The sequence below is a fragment of the Bradyrhizobium sp. ORS 111 genome, from assembly GCF_045571485.1.
Lineage (GTDB): Bacteria > Pseudomonadota > Alphaproteobacteria > Rhizobiales > Xanthobacteraceae > Bradyrhizobium.
On the sequence record NZ_CP120701.1, the window covers coordinates 3588247 to 3605100 of the forward strand.

General features: G+C 64.7%; 19 protein-coding genes. 8 read left to right on the forward strand and 11 right to left on the reverse strand.

All coding sequences use genetic code 11. The features are described 5' to 3' along the window. Positions 1-11 precede the first annotated feature (11 nt). On the reverse strand, positions 12-863 hold the full coding sequence (locus tag P6U30_RS16610) for a LysR family transcriptional regulator (protein WP_407169998.1): 852 nt from the start codon (positions 861-863) through the stop codon (positions 12-14). Positions 864-968: 105 nt separating this feature from the next. Between P6U30_RS16610 and P6U30_RS16615 the strand changes: the two genes are divergently transcribed. Beyond that, complete coding sequence (locus tag P6U30_RS16615; protein ID WP_407169999.1) at positions 969-1982, forward strand: bile acid:sodium symporter family protein; 1014 nt, start codon at positions 969-971, stop codon at positions 1980-1982. A gap of 12 nt (positions 1983-1994) precedes the next feature. Here the strand turns inward: P6U30_RS16615 and P6U30_RS16620 are convergent, their stop codons facing one another. After that, positions 1995-2930, reverse strand: a complete 936-nt coding sequence (locus P6U30_RS16620; RefSeq protein ID WP_407170000.1) for a glycine/sarcosine/betaine reductase selenoprotein B family protein — start codon at positions 2928-2930, stop codon at positions 1995-1997. A 93-nt stretch (positions 2931-3023) separates the two neighbouring features. Here P6U30_RS16620 and P6U30_RS16625 point away from each other — a divergent pair, with 93 nt between their 5' ends. Further along, positions 3024-3986: a transglycosylase SLT domain-containing protein gene (locus tag P6U30_RS16625; RefSeq protein WP_407170001.1), complete on the forward strand. Its 963-nt coding sequence runs from the start codon at positions 3024-3026 to the stop codon at positions 3984-3986. A 116-nt stretch (positions 3987-4102) separates the two neighbouring features. Beyond that, positions 4103-4594, forward strand: a complete 492-nt coding sequence (gene tsaA, locus P6U30_RS16630; protein WP_280984550.1) for a tRNA (N6-threonylcarbamoyladenosine(37)-N6)-methyltransferase TrmO — start codon at positions 4103-4105, stop codon at positions 4592-4594. Between the two features lie 100 nt (positions 4595-4694). Here the strand turns inward: tsaA and P6U30_RS16635 are convergent, their stop codons facing one another. From P6U30_RS16635 to P6U30_RS16655, 5 genes are all read right to left on the reverse strand, one after another. After that, positions 4695-5120 carry an HIT family protein gene (locus tag P6U30_RS16635; RefSeq protein WP_407170002.1) on the reverse strand — a complete coding sequence of 142 codons (426 nt, stop codon included), beginning with the start codon at positions 5118-5120 and terminating at the stop codon, positions 4695-4697. A 51-nt stretch (positions 5121-5171) separates the two neighbouring features. After that, positions 5172-6419, reverse strand: coding sequence for a GNAT family N-acetyltransferase (locus P6U30_RS16640; protein ID WP_407170003.1), 1248 nt, complete (start codon positions 6417-6419; stop codon positions 5172-5174). Between the two features lie 155 nt (positions 6420-6574). After that, positions 6575-7327, reverse strand: coding sequence for a glycerophosphodiester phosphodiesterase (locus tag P6U30_RS16645; protein WP_407170004.1), 753 nt, complete (start codon positions 7325-7327; stop codon positions 6575-6577). 3 nt (positions 7328-7330) lie between these two features. Then, positions 7331-7798 carry a RidA family protein gene (locus P6U30_RS16650; protein ID WP_407152085.1) on the reverse strand — a complete coding sequence of 156 codons (468 nt, stop codon included), beginning with the start codon at positions 7796-7798 and terminating at the stop codon, positions 7331-7333. After that, complete coding sequence (locus P6U30_RS16655) at positions 7782-8036, reverse strand: hypothetical protein (protein WP_407170005.1); 255 nt, start codon at positions 8034-8036, stop codon at positions 7782-7784. Before P6U30_RS16655 ends, P6U30_RS16650 begins: the two co-directional genes overlap by 17 nt. A 20-nt stretch (positions 8037-8056) precedes the next feature. On the opposite strand from P6U30_RS16655, the gene P6U30_RS16660 reads away from it, so the two are divergent. Both P6U30_RS16660 and P6U30_RS16665 read left to right on the forward strand, forming a co-directional pair. Further along, positions 8057-8923, forward strand: coding sequence for a cell envelope integrity EipB family protein (locus P6U30_RS16660; protein ID WP_407170006.1), 867 nt, complete (start codon positions 8057-8059; stop codon positions 8921-8923). A 147-nt stretch (positions 8924-9070) separates the two neighbouring features. Beyond that, positions 9071-9472 (forward strand): RidA family protein, encoded by a 402-nt coding sequence (locus tag P6U30_RS16665; protein ID WP_407170007.1) that lies wholly within the window; start codon positions 9071-9073, stop codon positions 9470-9472. Between the two features lie 97 nt (positions 9473-9569). Here the strand turns inward: P6U30_RS16665 and P6U30_RS16670 are convergent, their stop codons facing one another. Together P6U30_RS16670 and P6U30_RS16675 are read right to left on the reverse strand one after the other, a co-directional pair. Next, a complete protein-coding gene (locus P6U30_RS16670; protein WP_407170008.1) occupies positions 9570-10886 on the reverse strand; it encodes a DNA polymerase IV in 1317 nt (438 codons plus the stop codon). Next, complete coding sequence (locus P6U30_RS16675; protein ID WP_407152533.1) at positions 10865-11164, reverse strand: DUF3572 domain-containing protein; 300 nt, start codon at positions 11162-11164, stop codon at positions 10865-10867. The genes P6U30_RS16670 and P6U30_RS16675 overlap by 22 nt, the downstream gene beginning before the upstream one ends. Before the next feature lie 229 nt (positions 11165-11393). Here P6U30_RS16675 and P6U30_RS16680 point away from each other — a divergent pair, with 229 nt between their 5' ends. Together P6U30_RS16680 and P6U30_RS16685 are read left to right on the forward strand one after the other, a co-directional pair. Beyond that, positions 11394-11759, forward strand: a complete 366-nt coding sequence (locus tag P6U30_RS16680; RefSeq protein WP_028336390.1) for a response regulator — start codon at positions 11394-11396, stop codon at positions 11757-11759. 15 nt (positions 11760-11774) lie between these two features. Beyond that, positions 11775-13148 carry a PleD family two-component system response regulator gene (locus tag P6U30_RS16685; protein ID WP_407170010.1) on the forward strand — a complete coding sequence of 458 codons (1374 nt, stop codon included), beginning with the start codon at positions 11775-11777 and terminating at the stop codon, positions 13146-13148. 102 nt (positions 13149-13250) lie between these two features. Here the strand turns inward: P6U30_RS16685 and P6U30_RS16690 are convergent, their stop codons facing one another. Both P6U30_RS16690 and P6U30_RS16695 read right to left on the reverse strand, forming a co-directional pair. Further along, the gene (locus P6U30_RS16690) at positions 13251-14459 is read right to left on the reverse strand and encodes a serine hydrolase domain-containing protein (protein ID WP_407170011.1); all 1209 of its coding nucleotides are present in this window, start codon (positions 14457-14459) and stop codon (positions 13251-13253) included. Positions 14460-14589: 130 nt separating this feature from the next. After that, complete coding sequence (locus tag P6U30_RS16695) at positions 14590-15210, reverse strand: TetR/AcrR family transcriptional regulator (protein WP_407170012.1); 621 nt, start codon at positions 15208-15210, stop codon at positions 14590-14592. A gap of 133 nt (positions 15211-15343) precedes the next feature. On the opposite strand from P6U30_RS16695, the gene P6U30_RS16700 reads away from it, so the two are divergent. Then, positions 15344-16576, forward strand: coding sequence for an MFS transporter (locus P6U30_RS16700; RefSeq protein ID WP_407170466.1), 1233 nt, complete (start codon positions 15344-15346; stop codon positions 16574-16576). The last annotated feature ends 278 nt before the right edge of the window (positions 16577-16854 follow it).

Here is a 16854-nt window from a genome sequence, read left to right on the forward strand (position 1 = left end):
CCGCTTGGGGCCTACGGCCGCAGCCGGCCGCCGCGTTCGGTGATGGCGTGCGCGAGCTCGGCGGCAGGACCGCGCCGGGCGCGACGCGCGATCTGCACCACGAATTCGACGCTGCCGAGCGGCGGCAGCCCCGACGGCGGCACCTCTTCGAGGCCGTCAGGGATCAGCGCCTGCGCTTGCGGCGTGATGCCGAGACCGGCGAGCGCTGCGGCACGTAGCCCGCTCAGGCTGCCGCTCGAGCAGACGATGTGCCAGGGCCGTCCGAACCGCTCCATCGCCTCCAGCACGACGCTGCGGCTAACGCTCGGTGGCGCATAGAGGATGAGCGGCAGGGGCTGGTCCGGATCGAGGCGGGTCCCTGGCGCGCCGGTCCACACCAGACGGTCCTGCCATACAAGCTCGCCGTGCGCGTCGCCGGGCCGCCGCTTGCCGAGCACGAGATCCAGTTCGCCTCCGTCGAGCTGCTGGTAGAGCCCCGCGCTCAACCCCACCGTCAGCTCGAGGTCGACCTGCGGGTGCCGGCGGACGAAATCGCGCAATAGGTCCGGCAGGCGCGAGTTGGCAAAGTCCTCGGCGGCGCCGAAGCGGATCTTGCCGCGCACCTGCGATCCCGCGAAGTAATCACGGGCGCGGGCATTCGCTTCCAGGATCGGGCGTGCGAAGCCCACCATCGCTTCGCCGTCCGCGGTCAGCGCGACCGAATGGGTGTCGCGCACGAACAGCCGGCGGCCGGCCGCGGCCTCGAGCTTGCGGATGTGCTGGCTCACCGTCGATTGCTTCAGGCCGAGGCGGCGACCGGCCTCGGTGAAATTTTGCGTCTGCGCCACGGTGAGGAAGGTTTCGAGCTGGATTGGGTCGAGCATTCGCAGGGCCGGTGATTACGAATTGTTATCACCATAACATCGGTAAGCGCAGTTCACAATCGGTCCCGCGATAGGCACCTTTCAGTCAACGAAAGGAATGCCATCATGAAGACCAGCCGGCTGCGATCACTCGCGCATCTCGATCCCTACATCATCGCCATCGTCGGCATGGTCGGCCTTGCCACGCTGCTGCCGTTGCAGGGGCAGGGGACCGTGATCGGCGCCTACGCGACGGATGCAGCCATCGCGCTGCTGTTCTTTCTCCACGGCGCCCGGCTGTCGACCGCGGAGGCGCTGGTCGGCGCCCGGCATTGGCGCCTGCATCTGGTTATCTTCCTCTCCACCTTCGGCCTGTTCCCGCTGCTCGGGCTGGCGGCCCACGCGCTGGCGCCGCACCTGCTGACGCCAGCGCTGTGGGCGGGCATCATCCTGATCTGCATCGTGCCGTCGACCGTGCAGTCGTCGGTCGCCTTCACCTCGATTGCGCGCGGCAACGTGTCGGCGGCGCTGTGCTCGGCGACCGCCTCCAATCTGCTCGGCATCATCGCGACCCCGCTACTGGCGGGTGTCCTCTTCTCCAGCCATGGCGGGTTCTCCGGCAATGCAGCGTTCGATATCGTTGTCCAGTTGCTGCTGCCGTTCGTCGCGGGTCAGCTCTCCCGGCCGCTGATCGGAAGCTGGGTTGCGAAGCACCATGAGATGCTCGGCCTGGTCGATCGCGGCTCGATCCTATTGATCGTCTACACCGCCTTCAGCGACGGCGTGAGCCACGGCATCTGGCATCAGGTCGACGCGACCCAGATGGCGATCGTTCTCGGCCTCGATGCGGTGCTGCTCGCGCTGGTGCTGTTCATCACCAATGTCGGCAGCAGTCTGCTCGGCTTCTCGCGCGAGGATCGCATCGCCATCATGTTCTGCGGCTCGAAGAAAAGCCTGGCGAGCGGGCTGCCGATGGCGAGCGTGCTGCTGGCCGGCCAATCGGTCGGGCTGATCGTGCTGCCCTTGATGCTGTTCCACCAGATCCAACTGATGACCTGCGCGGCGCTCGCGCGCCACTATGCAGGACGTGCGGGCGTGGTCTCGCGCGATCCAGTCCCGGCGCTGGCGAGGGCTCGCTGATAACGCAGAGGCCTACGCGACCCGCTCGCGCAGGCCCTTAGCGATTTCCTTCTGCGCGTCGAACTCGCGGCGCAGGCGCGCCAGCTCTTCGGCGCTGAGTGCGTCGGCGTTGCTGTAGTCGCGCTTCCAGGAATGATCCTCGCTCCAGCGCAGCGGCGACTGCACGGTGGTTTGCGGACCAGGGGCGGACTCCAACACGCGAAGCGCGAGCTCGATCGTGAAGGCTTGGGAAGCCAGGTCGTGCGGCTTGCCGGCGGAGTTGCCGAGCGGGAAGTCGGAGAACAGGAAGCGGGGCACCGCGGCGTGCTCGACGATATCCTTCGCGCAGCCCATCACGACGGTTGCGATGCCGTTCTGCTCGAGGTGCCGCGCGACCAGGCTGACGGTCTGGTGGCACACCGGGCAATTCGGCACCAGCACCGCGGCGTCGACCTGATCGGCGCGGCAGCGCTTGAGGATTTCGGGCGCGTCGGTCTCGATGGTGACGCGGTGGCTCCGGTTGGTCGGCGCGCCGAAGAAGCGCGGGGCGACCTCACCGATCTTGCCGGCCTCTGCGAGGCGCTTGAGCTGCGGCAGCGGGAACCAAGTGCCACTGTCCTCGGCCGAGGTATGCATCCGGTCATAGGCGATATGGGAAATTCGCAAATCGTGCTGTTGCGACGTGTCGCCGTCATAGACGGAATAGAACTTGGCGCCACCATTGTATTTCGCGCCCGGGCCTTGGTCGCCTCTGGCGGGATCGAACGGCGCCGCCGTCGTGATGATTGTGATGCGGGACTGGCTGAGCGGCTTGTCCAGCGGCTGGAACGGTGCGGAGGTATAGTGCGCCCAGCGATAGGGAGTGGTGTAGCCGATCGCCGCGTAATAGTCGCGGGTTCGCTTCATGTAGCCGATCGGGGCGTCGTCGTCGGGCGCGAAACCGAGTTGATCGTCCGAAGCTGCGGCCATTTTGCGCTCCCTTTGCGCGCCATCATTGTCAGCCATAGCTAGACCAGGGGCTCGCGGTGTCAAGCCGCAGCAGGCTGCGGGAGCGGAGTTGCGATGCGAACGGCCCTGTGTGCGGGATTGGGCTTGCTTGCGATGCTGGTGTCACCGCTCGGCGCCGGTGCGGAGGATGCGCCGGCCGAAGCCCCGCGATACGTACATCCGAGCGTCGAGGAGCTGGCGATCCCGCCCGCGAAGCCGGCCGAGAGCGCGCGCGAGAGCGACACCCGTGAGGCGATGTGCCTGATGATCGAGTCGGCGGCGCGCGCCAACGACCTGCCGCTCGAATTCTTCGCTCGCGTGATTTGGCAGGAGAGCCGCTTCCAGGCCGACGCGGTCGGACCGATGACACGCAGCGGCGAGCGTGCGCAGGGCATCGCGCAGTTCATGCCGGGCACAGCAAACGAGCGCGGGCTGCTCGATCCCTTCAATCCCGTGCAGGCGCTGCCGAAGTCGGCGGAATTCCTCAGCGAGCTGCGCAATCAGTTCGGCAATCTCGGCCTCGCGGCGGCGGCCTATAATGCCGGGCCGCGCCGGATCCAGGACTGGCTCGCCGGCACCGGCTCCATGCCGCAGGAAACGCGCGCCTACGTGTTCGCGATCACCGGCTCCAGCGTCGACACCTGGGCCGCCGCCGGCCGCAACGGCAAGATGCCCGATCGCGCCCCGACCACGAGCTGCCGCGAATTGATGGCGCTGCTGAAGCGCGCGCCGAACCCGTTCGTCGCCGAGCTCGAGCAGCACATTACGCTGTCCGCCGCCAAGGTCTGGGGCGTGCAGCTCGCGGCCGGCTTCAGCCGCGACAAGGCACTGGCGATGTATGCCCGCGCCATGAAGCACTTGTCCGCAGTGATCGGCGACCAGGATCCGAGCCTGTTGAGCTCGCGTTTGCGCAGCCGCGGCAGCGCCACTTTCTATCAGGTGCGCATCGGCGCCGATACGCGGCCCGAGGCGGATGGCCTCTGCAACCGCATCCGCAAGGCGGGCGGGGCGTGCTTCGTGCTGAGGAACAGGGCGTGAGTTGGACCGCTCGGCGCGTCATTGCGGTCAGTGTCTGGTATGGTATCTCAGACTTTCCTTCGCTGCGTCCGCAGAGTTGAGGTGAGACTGCGCTGAACATATCGCTGGATTGACACATGGTACGTGAAATGGAATTGCGCGAGGGCGAGGTCGCCGTCGACATGCCGCCGGCGCGAGATGCCGGCCTCGTCTTCATCGGCCGCATCCGCACGCCCTGGACCTCGCGGCTGGCGACGCCGCGGCAGGGGCGGCATGACGGCCCGGTGTGCCGGCTGGAAATCTTCGAGCCCTGGGTCGCCGCGATCAAGGGCGTCGATTTCTACTCGAACCTTGAAGTGTTGTACTGGCTGCACCAGTCGCGGCGCGACATCGTGCTGCAAAGCCCGAAGAACAACGGCAACACCCGCGGCACCTTCTCGCTGCGCTCGCCGGTGCGGCCGAATCCGATCGGGACCTCGACCGTGAAGCTGGTCGGCGTCGAGGGCAACGTGATCCTGGTGCGCGGCCTCGATTGCCTCGACGAGACCCCGCTGATCGACGTCAAGCCCGACCGCTGCGAGTTCACCCCGCTCGCCCCGCCGCAAGCGGGAGACTTCGAGACCGAGTGACAGCGGTAGCCCGGATGGAGCGAAGCGAAATCCGGGGGCGGTGCGACAACGCGCGAAGAGTTCCGGATTCCGGGCTACGAACTTTGACGCGTGGCGCAGCCTACTTCAGCGCCGCGATCAGCTTGGCCGCGTGGGCCTCGAGCACCTTGGCCTCTTCCTTGCGGCTGGCCGGCGGCAGCAGCGCAACGCCGTTTTGGCGCGGCATCACATGCATGTGCAGATGGAATACGACCTGGCCGCCGGCGGACTCGTTGAACTGCTGCACGGTGATGCCGTCGGCCTCAAACGCATTCATCGCGGCGGCCGCGATCTTGTGGGTGCCGCGCGCGACATGGGCGTAGTCGTCGGGCTTGATGTCGAGGATGTTGCGGGCAGGGACCTTCGGGATCACCAGCGTGTGCCCGGGCGAGCGCGGCATGATGTCGAGAAATGCGAGGACCTGCTCATCCTCATAGACCTTGTAGCAGGGCAGCTCGCCGCGCAGGATCTTTGCGAAGATGTTGTTGTTGTCGTAAGCGGCGGGCATGGCGATGGCTCCTCGGGTTCTGGCTTTAGTGTCTCGCGCGAGGTCAAAACGTCAAGCGTCGTCGGCGGCCTTGCGGAACGGACCTGCCTCGGCGAGCTCGCGGCCGACCTCGGCGACATAGGCGCGTTCGCGCTTGAGGTAGTCGGCGATTGCGCGGCGCAGCGCCGGATCGGCGATGAAGTGCGCCGAATAGGTGGTCTGCGGCAGATATCCGCGCGCCAGCTTGTGCTCGCCCTGCGCCCCGGCCTCCACGATCTTGAGGCCGCGCTGGATCGCGAAATCGATCGCCTGATAATAGCAGACCTCGAAGTGCAGGAACGGGTGATGCTCGATCGCACCCCAATTGCGGCCGAACAGCGTATCCGAGCCGATAAAGTTGATCGCGCCGGCAATCCAGCGCCCGTTACGCTTGGCCATGACGAGCAGGACGTCCCGGCTCATGCTCTCGCCGATCAACGAGAAGAACTTTCGGGTGAGGTACGGCCGGCCCCATTTGCGCGAACCGGTCTCCATGTAGAACTCGAAGAACGCATCCCACGCGTCCTCGGTGATATCGGAACCGGTCAGCCAGTGGATGGTGATCCCGGCGGCGACAGCTTCGCGGCGCTCCCGCTTGATCGCCTTGCGGTGACGCGAGTTCAGCGTGGCGAGGAAATCGTCAAAGGTCGCAAAGCCGGCATTGTGCCAGTGAAACTGCTGGTCGGTCCGCTGCAGGAAGCCGTGCTCGCCGAGGAACTTTGCCTCGTCCTCGCGGGCAAACGTCACGTGCACGGACGAGGCTTCGGTGGCGTTGCAGAGCGCCCGCAAACCCCGCGCCAGCGCCGAGCCGATCACCGCGCGATCGACATCGTCGCGGATCAAAAGCCGCGGCCCGGTCGCAGGCGTGAAGGGAACGGAGACCTGGAGCTTCGGATAGTAGCTGCCGCCGGCGCGGTGATAGGCCTCGGCCCAGCCACGGTCGAATACGTATTCGCCCTGTGAGTGCGATTTGAGATAACAGGGCACCACGCCCACGATCTTGCCGTCGAGCTTCGCCACGAGATGCCGCGGCCCCCAGCCGGTGCGCGCGCAGGCCGAATTGGAAGCCTCCGCGGCGGCTAAAAAGGCATGGGACACGAACGGGTTATAGCCGGGCTTTGAAACGCCCTCGCAGTTGCCTGCGGGATTAATTGAGGCGAGCGTATCGAGGGTATCCAGGCTATCCGGATCACCCTTCGGATTGGCGCACGCGTCCCACTCAGCGGCGGGGATGTCGCTGATATCTGGAACAGCTTCGAGGGTGATTTCAGAAGACGCCATCGAGAATGAAGACCGGTGCCTCTCTTGAGCATGATCTTTCCGGAACAGCTCGGTCCATTTCCGGATCATGCCCTGCATTCCGCCATCGCAGATGACGACCAACTCCCCGCAAGATCGTGCATCGCAGCGACGACTTCAAGGCTGCAGGAGGCATGTCAGGTTCCCGGAACAAACCCCTCGAAAATCATCTGATCGGCGTAGCGCGCCGCGCGCTCGCGCTGGTCCGCCGTCCGCACCGTCCAGGCCAGCAGCGGGCAGCCGAAGACGTTGCGGGCGATCCAGGGCGCCGGCGCAGGCAACTGGCTGATCCAGAAGGCAACGAAATGCGGCCGCGTGCTGAAACCGTGCCGCAGATGGAGCATGCTGTCGCGCTGTGCCGGCCGCAGCTTGGTCCAGTAGCCATCGTCATAGGTACGTTGGGCGGTGATGCCGCGTGGCAGGTTCGGCATGGCCTCGCGCAGCGCCAGCACCTGATCGGGGTCGAAGGACATCCCGACCACCGGGCCGGAGTAGGACGACAACACCTCGGCCATCCGCCGCACCAGTTTGCGGTCGCCGTCGAAATGGCTCTTCACCTCGACCACCAGCGGCACGCGGCCGGCGACCAGGGTGCAGAGCTCACCGAGCGTCATCATCTGCTCGGAGGTATCCTTGAACTTCACCGCCTTCAGCTCCGCCGCGGTCTTGGCCAGCAGTGGGCCGGAGCCTTCGGTGAGGCGGCCGAGTGTGTCGTCATGATGCACCATCGCCTCGCCGTCGGCGGTGAGCTGGATGTCGCATTCGATCGCGAAATTGCCTGCGATCGCGGCATCGGCCGCGGCCGGCATGTTTTCGATGATACCGCGTGCGGCATCGTGCAGGCCGCGATGCGCAACCGGCCGTCTGGTCAGCCAATCAGGTGCACGCATGCGTCAGGCGACTTCGAAAATGCCCTCGACCTCGACCGCCGCATCGGCGGGCAGGGAGGCGACGCCGACCGTGGTGCGGGCATGACGGCCTTTGTCGCCGAAGGCTTCCACCATCAGGTCGGAGGCGCCGTTGAGCACCTTCGGTCCATCGAGAAAGTCGGGCGCGGAGTTGATGAAGCCGCCGAGCCGCACCACGCGCACGACCTTGTCGAGATCGCCGAGCGCGGCCTTGACCTGCGCGAGTAGATTGATTGCGCAACCGCGCGCCGCAGCGGCGCCTTGCTCGAGGGTGACGCCGGCTCCCACCTTACCCTTGGCGATCAGCTTGCCTTCCGCGTTGAAGCAGACCTGGCCCGACACAAACAGCAGATTTCCGCTGCGGACGAAGGGCACATAGTTCGCCACCGGGGAGGCGGGCTGCGGAAGTGTGATCCCTTGCGACGCCAGCTTCTGTTCAACCGTACCCGCCATTTGTTCGTCCCTGGTTGGAATGATCCGCTGCCTGAAACGCGCTCAGGCCGCGCCTTGTTTCGCCCATCGCGCGGACGCTTGCAAGCGAGTGGAACTTTGCCAACATTCCTTCTCGATCGGTGCGAAATCCTGCGGACAGCCACTGAAAAAACCGGCATTTCCGCAATCGTCCGTTACCTTTTTGTGAAGCTTGCCCCAGTTGCGGCGCAATAAGGCCGTCACTATTGTGACGAATCATTCCCCCCTCGAGGAAAATCCATGATCCTGCCGTCCCGGACTGCGTCACGTGCCCTGGTACTGACGATCGCCGTTGCCGCAGGAATCGGTTGGGCCCAAGGGCCGGCCGTCGCGGCCGCGAGCGGGCCGTTTCTTGCGCACCAGGCGCTCTACGATCTCAGCCTCGTCAAATCGCGCGGCAACAACTCGGTCAGCGATGCGCGTGGGCGCATCCTCTACAACTTCTCCGGCAGCTCCTGCGAAGGCTACACGTCGGAATTCCGCCAAGTGTCCGAGCTCGATAGCGGCGAGGGCAAGGTCACGCTCTCCGATCTGAAATCGACGTCCTGGGAGGACGCAGCCGGCAAGACCTACCGCTTCAAGATCGACACGCGCATGAATGACGGCGAATCCGCGCCGGTCGACGGCATCGCCGAGCGGGTCGGCGACCACATCACGGTGAAGCTGACGCAGCCGGTGAAGAAGACCTTCGATCTCGACGGCAAGGTCGTGTTCCCGACCGAGCAGATCAAGCGCATCATCGCGGCCGCGCGCGAGGGCAAGTCGGTGCTTGAACTGACCGTGTATGATGGCTCCGACAACGGCCAGAAGGTCTACAACACACTGGCGGTGATCGGCAAAGCGATCCCGGGCGATCACGCACCGACGCCGCCCGATCCGTCGACCGCGAGCGACGTGATGAAGTCGATGACGCGCTGGCCCGTGACGGTGAGCTATTACGACCGCGACGCCAAGGCGACCGACGGCGAGCAGACCCCGGTCTATGCGATGTCGTTCGAACTCTATGAGAACGGCGTCTCCCGCGCGCTGGTGCTCGATTACAACGACTTTGTGATCTCGGGCGCGATGGACAAGTTCGACGTCAAAGCTTCCAAGCCCTGCAAGTAACATTTGTCATTCCGGGATGCTCCGAAGGACCAGACCTTGGGATTCGGGGATCGATGCTTCGCATCGCCCCGGACTGACGTGCTCTCTGGTCGAAAGTCTCGGACCCGGATACGCTTTCCTCCACAACGCGTGTCAGGGAGGCACACCATGAGCAAGCTCGAACATCTTCGCCCCAGCGGCCTGCACCATAACCCGGCATATTCTCACGTTGTCGTCGCCTCGGGCGCGCGCACCGTCTACATCTCGGGGCAGGTGTCAGTCGACGAGGAGGGACGGGTGGTTGGTCCCGGCGACCTCGCCGCCCAGACGACGCAGGTGATGCAGAACCTCGGTCTGGCGCTGAAGTCCGTTGGTGCAAGCTACGCCAATATCGTGAAGATCACGACCTTCGTCGTCGACTACAAGCCCGAACTCCGCCCGATCATCGGCAAGGCGCGCAGCGTATTCTTTGAAGGCAAGGAGCCGCCGGCGAGCACGCTCGTTGGCGTCACCGCACTCGCGGCTCCCGAATGGCTGATCGAGATCGAGGCGGTGGCGGTGGTGGATTGATGGTGGTCACGCGCGGGCTTGACCCGCGCATCCATCGGCCTTGAGAGAAGTCCTTGGAGATGGATGGCCGGGTCAAGCCTGGCCATGACGAGCCGGACTACTCTTCCGCCGCCTTTGCCGGCCCCTCATAGGCAATGCCCCGGATGACGGCGGCATTGCCGAACTTCTTGCGCAGATTGTCCATGGCGCGCTCGGCATGAGCCGAGCGGCGGTCGAGCATGTCGGAATCGTTGGCCTGCGAGCCGGGCCGCAGCGCGCTGACGCCGGTGCCCATCAGGCGGAAGGCGGTGCCGTCGATTTCTCTCGCCAGCATTTCGCGCGACACCGCAAAGATCTTGGCGGCGAGCTGCGTCGGGGTCTGGATCGACTGCGAGCGGGTGCGCTGGCGGAAGTCCGCGGTCTTCAGCTTCAACGTGATGGTGCAGCCGGAGAGCTCGCTGGTCTTCAGCCGCGCCGAAACCTTCTCCGAGAGCTTCCAAAGCAACCTTTCCAGCGTTGCGAAGTCGCGGATGTCGGTCTCGAAGGTGGTCTCGCTCGAGATCGTCTTGGCGCCGCGATCGGGAACCACACGGCGGTCGTCGATGCCGCGCGCCAGCCGCCACAGTCTGCGGCCTTCGCTCGCGAATTGCTTCATCAACTCGTTCTCATCGGCGCGCTGCAGGTCGGCAATGATGCGGAAGCCGCGCTGGATCAGCTTTTCCTGCGTCGCCGGCCCGACGCCGTAGATGAAGCCGACCGGCCTGTCCGCGAGCATCTCGCGGGCCTCGTCCTGGTCGAGCGCGGCAAAGCCGCGCGGCTTGTCGAGATCGGAGGCGATCTTGGCCAGGAATTTGTTGCTGGACAGGCCGACCGACACCGTAATCCCGATGTCGCGTTCGACATCGCGCGCGAACTTGGCGAGTACCTTGGCCGGGATCATGCCGTGGACGCGCTGCGTGCCCGACAGATCGAGAAAGGCCTCGTCGATCGACAACGGCTCGACCAACGGCGTCAGCGCCTGCATGGCGCGGCGGACCTCGCGTCCGACCCGGACATATTTCGCCATATCCGGGGGGATCACTGTCGCATTCGGGCAAAGTTCCAGCGCCTTGAACATCGGCATCGCCGAGCGGACGCCATAGGTGCGGGCGATATAGCAGGCGGCCGACACGACGCCGCGCTTGCCGCCGCCGATGATGACCGGCCTGTCGGCGATCTCGGGGTTGTCGCGCTTTTCGACCGTCGCGTAGAACGCGTCGCAATCGATATGCGCGAGCGCCAGCTTGGGGAGGGCGCGGTGATGCACCAGTCGCGGCGAGCCGCAATGGCTGCACCGCTTCGCTTTGATGTCGAGGTCGCCGAGACAGTCTCGGCAGAAACTGAGGGGGCCGTCGAGATGGGCCGACGCCGCGGTCACGGCACGTCGCGCTCCCACTTCGGGTCCCCCAGCGCTTGCCGGGCCGCGGCGATGTTGGTCGGGTGCAGTTCCGACGCGTCGGCGAACGCCTTCACGGTCGCATCGTCGCGCATCACGAAATCGAGCACGCTCGCAAGAAATTGAGGGTCGGCTGCGGCATTCCGCAGCGTCTCCGGACCGATTCCCGTCTCAGCCAGGAACAGGCCCAGCCGCTCGGGATCGCCGGCGATGAAGCTCAGCGCCTTAATCGCAACGATTTCAGCGACTTCCCGCGGGTTGTGAACAGGCTTTTTCAACGCGCCGGTTTGCCTTTCCATTAACTTATGGTCTCTATTGAGGGGCCCATCATGCCCGAGTCTTCCGTGCGTATTCAAGCAAGCGGAAACCACGCTACGTGAGTTGACTTCGGGCTTAACGGGTTAGAGCGATTCTGGCGCTAGTTTGAATTCACATTTTCGACGCGTCCCGAGCGCGGTGCGTGAGGTGCCGCAGCCGGGCCCGCTTCCTAGGTTTGGGAGGGACGGGATGGCCAAGACCGTCCTGATCGTGGAGGACAACGAGCTCAATATGAAGCTCTTTCGCGATCTGTTGGAAGCGCACGGCTATCAGACCTCGGGCACCAGCAATGGGTTCGAAGCTCTCGATCTCGTTCGCAAGCTGCGCCCCGACCTCATCCTGATGGATATCCAATTGCCCCAGGTTTCCGGCCTCGAGGTTACGCGCTGGATCAAGGATGATCCCGATCTGCGTGCGATCCCGGTGGTCGCGGTCACGGCCTTCGCCATGAAGGGCGACGAAGAGCGCATCCGCGAGGGTGGCTGCGAGGCCTATTTGTCCAAGCCGATCTCAGTCGGCAAATTCATTGAGACTGTCCGACGCTTTATCGGATAGGGGAGTAGTGGTTCGATGTCCGCGCGTATCCTCGTCGTCGATGACGTTCCGGCGAACGTCAAGCTGTTGGAAGCCCGTCTGTCAGCCGAATATTTCGACGTGCTGACCGCTTCCAACGGGACCGAGGCGCTGGAGATCTGCGCGCGCGCCGAATGCGACATCATCCTGCTCGACGTCATGATGCCGGACATGGACGGTTTCGAGGTCTGCCGGCGGCTGAAATCCAATCCGGCGACCCATTTCATTCCGGTCGTCATCGTTACCGCACTGGACAGCCCCGCCGACCGCGTGCGTGGCCTGGAAGCCGGCGCCGATGATTTCCTGACCAAGCCGGTGTCCGACGTCGTGCTGATCGCGCGCGTCCGCTCGCTGACGCGGCTGAAGATGATGACCGACGAGCTGCGCATGCGGGCCGTCACCTCGCTCGAGATCGGCATGCAGGCGCCCGAGCGCAGCGCGATCGCCGACAAGGGAATAGGCGGTCGTATCCTGCTGGTCGACGACCGTCCGTCATCCTATGAGAAGCTGGCGCCGGTGCTTGCCGCCGAGCACACCGTCGATGTCGAAACCAATCCGTCGGACGCGCTGTTTCACGCGGCGGAGGGCAATTACGACCTCCTGATCGTGTCGCTCAGCCTCGACAATTTTGACGGCCTGCGCCTGTGCAGCCAGGCGCGCTCGCTGGAGCGCACTCGCCAGGTCCCGATCCTCGCGATTTCCGACGCCGACAACAACACGCGGCTGATGCGCGGCCTCGAGATCGGCGTCAACGACTACCTGCTGCGTCCCATCGACAAGAACGAGCTGCTGGCGCGGGCGCGCACCCAGATCCGCCGTCGCCGCTACACCGATCACCTGCGCGACAACGTGCAGAACTCGATCGAGATGGCGATCACCGACGCGCTGACCGGCCTGAACAACCGCCGCTACATGGAAAGCCACCTCGCCACGCTCGCGGAGCAGGCATCGCTGCGCGGCAAGCCGCTGGCGCTGATGATCCTCGACATCGACTACTTCAAGGCGATCAACGACACCTATGGCCACGATGCCGGTGACGACGTGCTGCGCGAATTCGCGGTCCGCATCCGCAAGTCGATCCGCGGCATCGATCTCGCCTGCCGCTATGGCGGTGAGGAGTTCGTGATCGTGATGCCGGAAACCGATCTCCATGTCGCCGGCATGGTCGCCGAGCGACTGCGTCGCTCGATCGCCGGCGAGCCTTTTGCTGTCGACGGGGGTGGCAAGCGGATCTCGGTCACGATCTCGATCGGCCTCACCACGTTGGAGCGCAAGGGCGAATCCGTCACCGACGTGCTCAAGCGCGCCGACACCGCGCTCTATCGCGCCAAGCACGACGGCCGCAACCGCGTGGTCTCGGCGGCGGCTTAGGGCGATCGCGTAGCCCGAATGCAGCGAAGCGCAATCCGGGAATTTGCCGTCTGCACGAGACTCCCGGATTGCGCTGCGCTCCATCCGGGCGACCAAATACTCCTACCTCCCGCGCCTCACGGCGTCGTAGGCCATCCGCTTGAACTCGAACGAGAACGGATGGACGAACGCCATCTGCCGCTGTGCCATCATCACGCCGGCAACATTGGCCTTCGGCGAAATCCACCACTGCGTGCCCGCAACGCCGCCCCAATAGAGTTCGCCCGCAGCATCGGGGTGGTCGAGCGGCGAGGCGGGATTGAGGATCAGGCCGCCGGCGAGGCCAAAAGCCTTGCCCGGCTGCTCGCCCATCATCGCGAAGCGGATCCATTGTCCCGGCGCAAGCTGGTTGGTCATCACTTGCGCGATGGTCTCCGGCTTGAGCAGCGTCGATCTGCCGGGCAGCAGGCTGCGGACCAACGCGACCATGTCGGGCAGGGTGGACACCAGACCGCCGCCGCCGTTGAAGCGCGGCACGGGCCGCAGGTAGGCGCCCGGATAGGGTGAGTCGTCGGTCCGTGTCAGCCCCGGCTTCATTGGGTCCATCAAATCGGCGCCGGCGTAATAGGCGACCAGCCGGTCGTGATCCTTCTCCGGAACGAAGAAGCCGGTATCGACCATGCCGAGCGGATCGAGGATCCGCGCCTTGATGAACCTGTCGAAGGGCTGGCCGCTGATGACCTCGACCAGACGCGCGACAACGTCGATCGCAACCGAATATTCCCAGGACGTTCCGGGGTGGAAGACGAGCGGCAGATCCGCCAACTGGTCGACCATGTCGGCCAGCGTCGTCATCGGATTGAGCATCTTGCGCTCGTTGTAGGCCTTGAAGATCGGTGTGCCCGGATCGAACAAGCCGTAGCTGAGACCGGCGCTGTGGCTGAGCAGATGACGGATGGTGATCGAAGTTCGCGCCGGTTCGGTGTCATCGAGTGAGGTTGCGCCGGATCGCAAGACCTTGCGGTCGCCGAGCTGAGGGATGAACGCCTCGATGGGATCGTCGAGCTGGAAGCGGCCTTCCTCGAACAGCAACAGCGCCGCACAGGAGGCGATCAGCTTGGTGTTGGAGAAGACCCGGAAGATGTGATCGGTGCGCAATGGAATCTGCGCTTCCTTGTCGGCCCAGCCCACGCAGCTCACGTCGACGAGTTCGCGGCCTACCATGACCGCCGACGAGATGCCGGACAGAAGATTGTTGTCGATATAGCGCTGCATGGCTGCGCGCGCCGGCGCAAAGTCGTAGCCGGTCGCGGTCACCTTCAGATCTTCCATGGTCGCTCCCCTCATGTGCCGCGCATTCGCGCGGTCGTCGACAATCTCGCCTGACGGAATATCCAGTTGGGGATCACGCCACGCGTCGTCAACGCTACCAACCAAACGGGTGCTCGGGACGCAACCAGATTCAGCCGCCGCGGTTCTTCGCCGCGACCTTCGGCTTGTCGGCAAGGCCGGAATCGCCGATGTCGACCCCGGCGTTTGCCAGCAACACCCGCGCAGCTTGCTTGGCAGCCCGCGCCATCGCGGGGTCGTCGCGCACCAGGTCCTGCGCGATCGAGCCATCGACCAGCAGCACGAGTTGGGTCGCAAGCCCCTCGGCATCGGCGACGCCGAGCTGCTTCAGCAGGTCGCGAAACCAGACGCGGCGGCTTTCCTTGAAGGCGATGGCGATGTTTTTGACGCTGTGGTCTTCGTCCCCCGGACCGAGTTCGGCGACCGCGTTCACAAACGGACAGCCGCGAAAATCCCGCGATGAAAACCGCCGCTCCAGTGAATCGAAGGTAGCGAGGATCTGCTCGACCGGCGGTTTGTCAGACGGGCGAGGCTGCACGAAGCGGCGTTCGAGATAGGCCGAGATCAGCGCGTCCTTCGACGGGAAGTGGTTGTAGAGCGTGCGCTTGGAGATGCCGATCTCGGCGGCGATGGTGTCGACGCCGATAGCACGAATGCCCTGCAGGTAGAACAGCCTGTCGGCGGTCTCCAGAATCCGTTCCTTCATGGTCTGTTTGGGAGGCGGGGATGCCATGCGCCGGCCGTGATCCTCTTCGCTTGACAGTAGGGCCCTTGTATAGCCTAAGTACACAGGTCTGTGTAACTAAAACATGCGGGAATCGCAGGCTGCGGCTTTCGTGCCGCGCCCGAACGGGAGAACAAAAATGATGCCCCTGTTGCAGGTCCTGCGTCCCACGTTTCCGATCCTGATCGGCGCGTCCATGATGCTCACGCTCAGCATGGGGCTGCGCCAGAGCCTTGGCATCTTCCTGCAGCCGCTGACGCACGACATCCACATCTCGGTGTCGGATTTCACGCTGGCGCTCGCAGTGCAGAACCTCGCCTGGGGTTTTCTGCAGCCGATGGCCGGCGCGATGACGGTGCGCTACGGCTTCCGTCCGATCATGGTGGCTGGCGCGCTGCTCTACATCGCAGGCCTTGCGCTGATGACGACGGCGCATGGGCTGGTCAGCATCATGATCGGCGCCGGCGTGCTGATCGGCACTTCGCTTGCCTGCACCGCCAATGCGATCGCGATGTCGGTTGCCGCGCGCGCGGTGCCGGAGACGGTGCGCTCCACGGTGCTCGGGATCGTGTCCGCGGCGGGCTCGCTCGGCGCGCTGGTCTCGGCGCCGATCGGGCAGATGCTCAATGAAGGATTCGGCTGGCGCATCGGGCTCGCGGGCTTTGTCATCCTGTCGGTCGTGATGATCCCGACCGCGTGGTATGCCGGCCGCGTCGACAAGATGCCGCTGCCGAAGCCCGTCGGCGACGACATCGGCAATGCGACCGCGCTCACCGCTGCGAAGACCGCGTTCAGCAACGCATCCTTCGTGGTGATGACCTGTGCCTACATGGTCTGCGGCATGCAGCTCGTCTTTCTGACCACGCATCTGCCGTCGTATCTGGCGATCTGCGGCCTCGATCCGATGCTGAGCGCGCAGACGCTCGGCATGATCGGCGGCTTCAACGTGCTGGGTTCGCTGTTCTTCGGCTGGGTCGGGCAACGCTGGAACAAGCTCGCGCTCCTCGGCATGATCTACATCCTGCGTTCGCTGGCGCTCGCCTGGTATTTCATGCTGCCGGCGACCCCCGCATCCACGCTGCTGTTCGGCGCCATCATGGGTTTCCTCTGGATGGGCGTCGGGCCGCTGACGGCGGGGGCGGTGGCCGAGATGTTCGGGTTGCGCTGGCAGGCGATGATCCAGGGACTCGCCTTCATGAGCCACCAGATCGGCAGCTTCCTCGGCGCCTATGGGGGAGGGTTGATCTACGACTCGCTCGGCTCCTACACCTTGGCCTGGCGTATCGGCGTCGCGCTCGGCCTCGCCGGCGGCATCATCCAGCTCGCGTTTGCGCTGATCCGGCCGTCGCAACCGCCCTTGCTCAAGGTTGCCTAGTTCAGCTTCCTCGGATGGACCTGACGGCTGCCGAACAAAGCGCCAGCCGTCAATGACTGCCTATTTTTCTATCTGCTGATTGCCGCAAGAACATGCAGGCGGCGACGGCCTCTTCTGTGCATCGATTGAAACCGAAGCATATTCAATGCGGTGCATTGTCCCCGCCGATGGCATGAATCTTGATTGAATCTGACTAGAAATGGAGCCGGAAACCGTTGCTGAGGTTTCCGGCGTGGGGACCCGTGGGAAGGGCTGGCCACGATGAGGCTGGTCGCCGT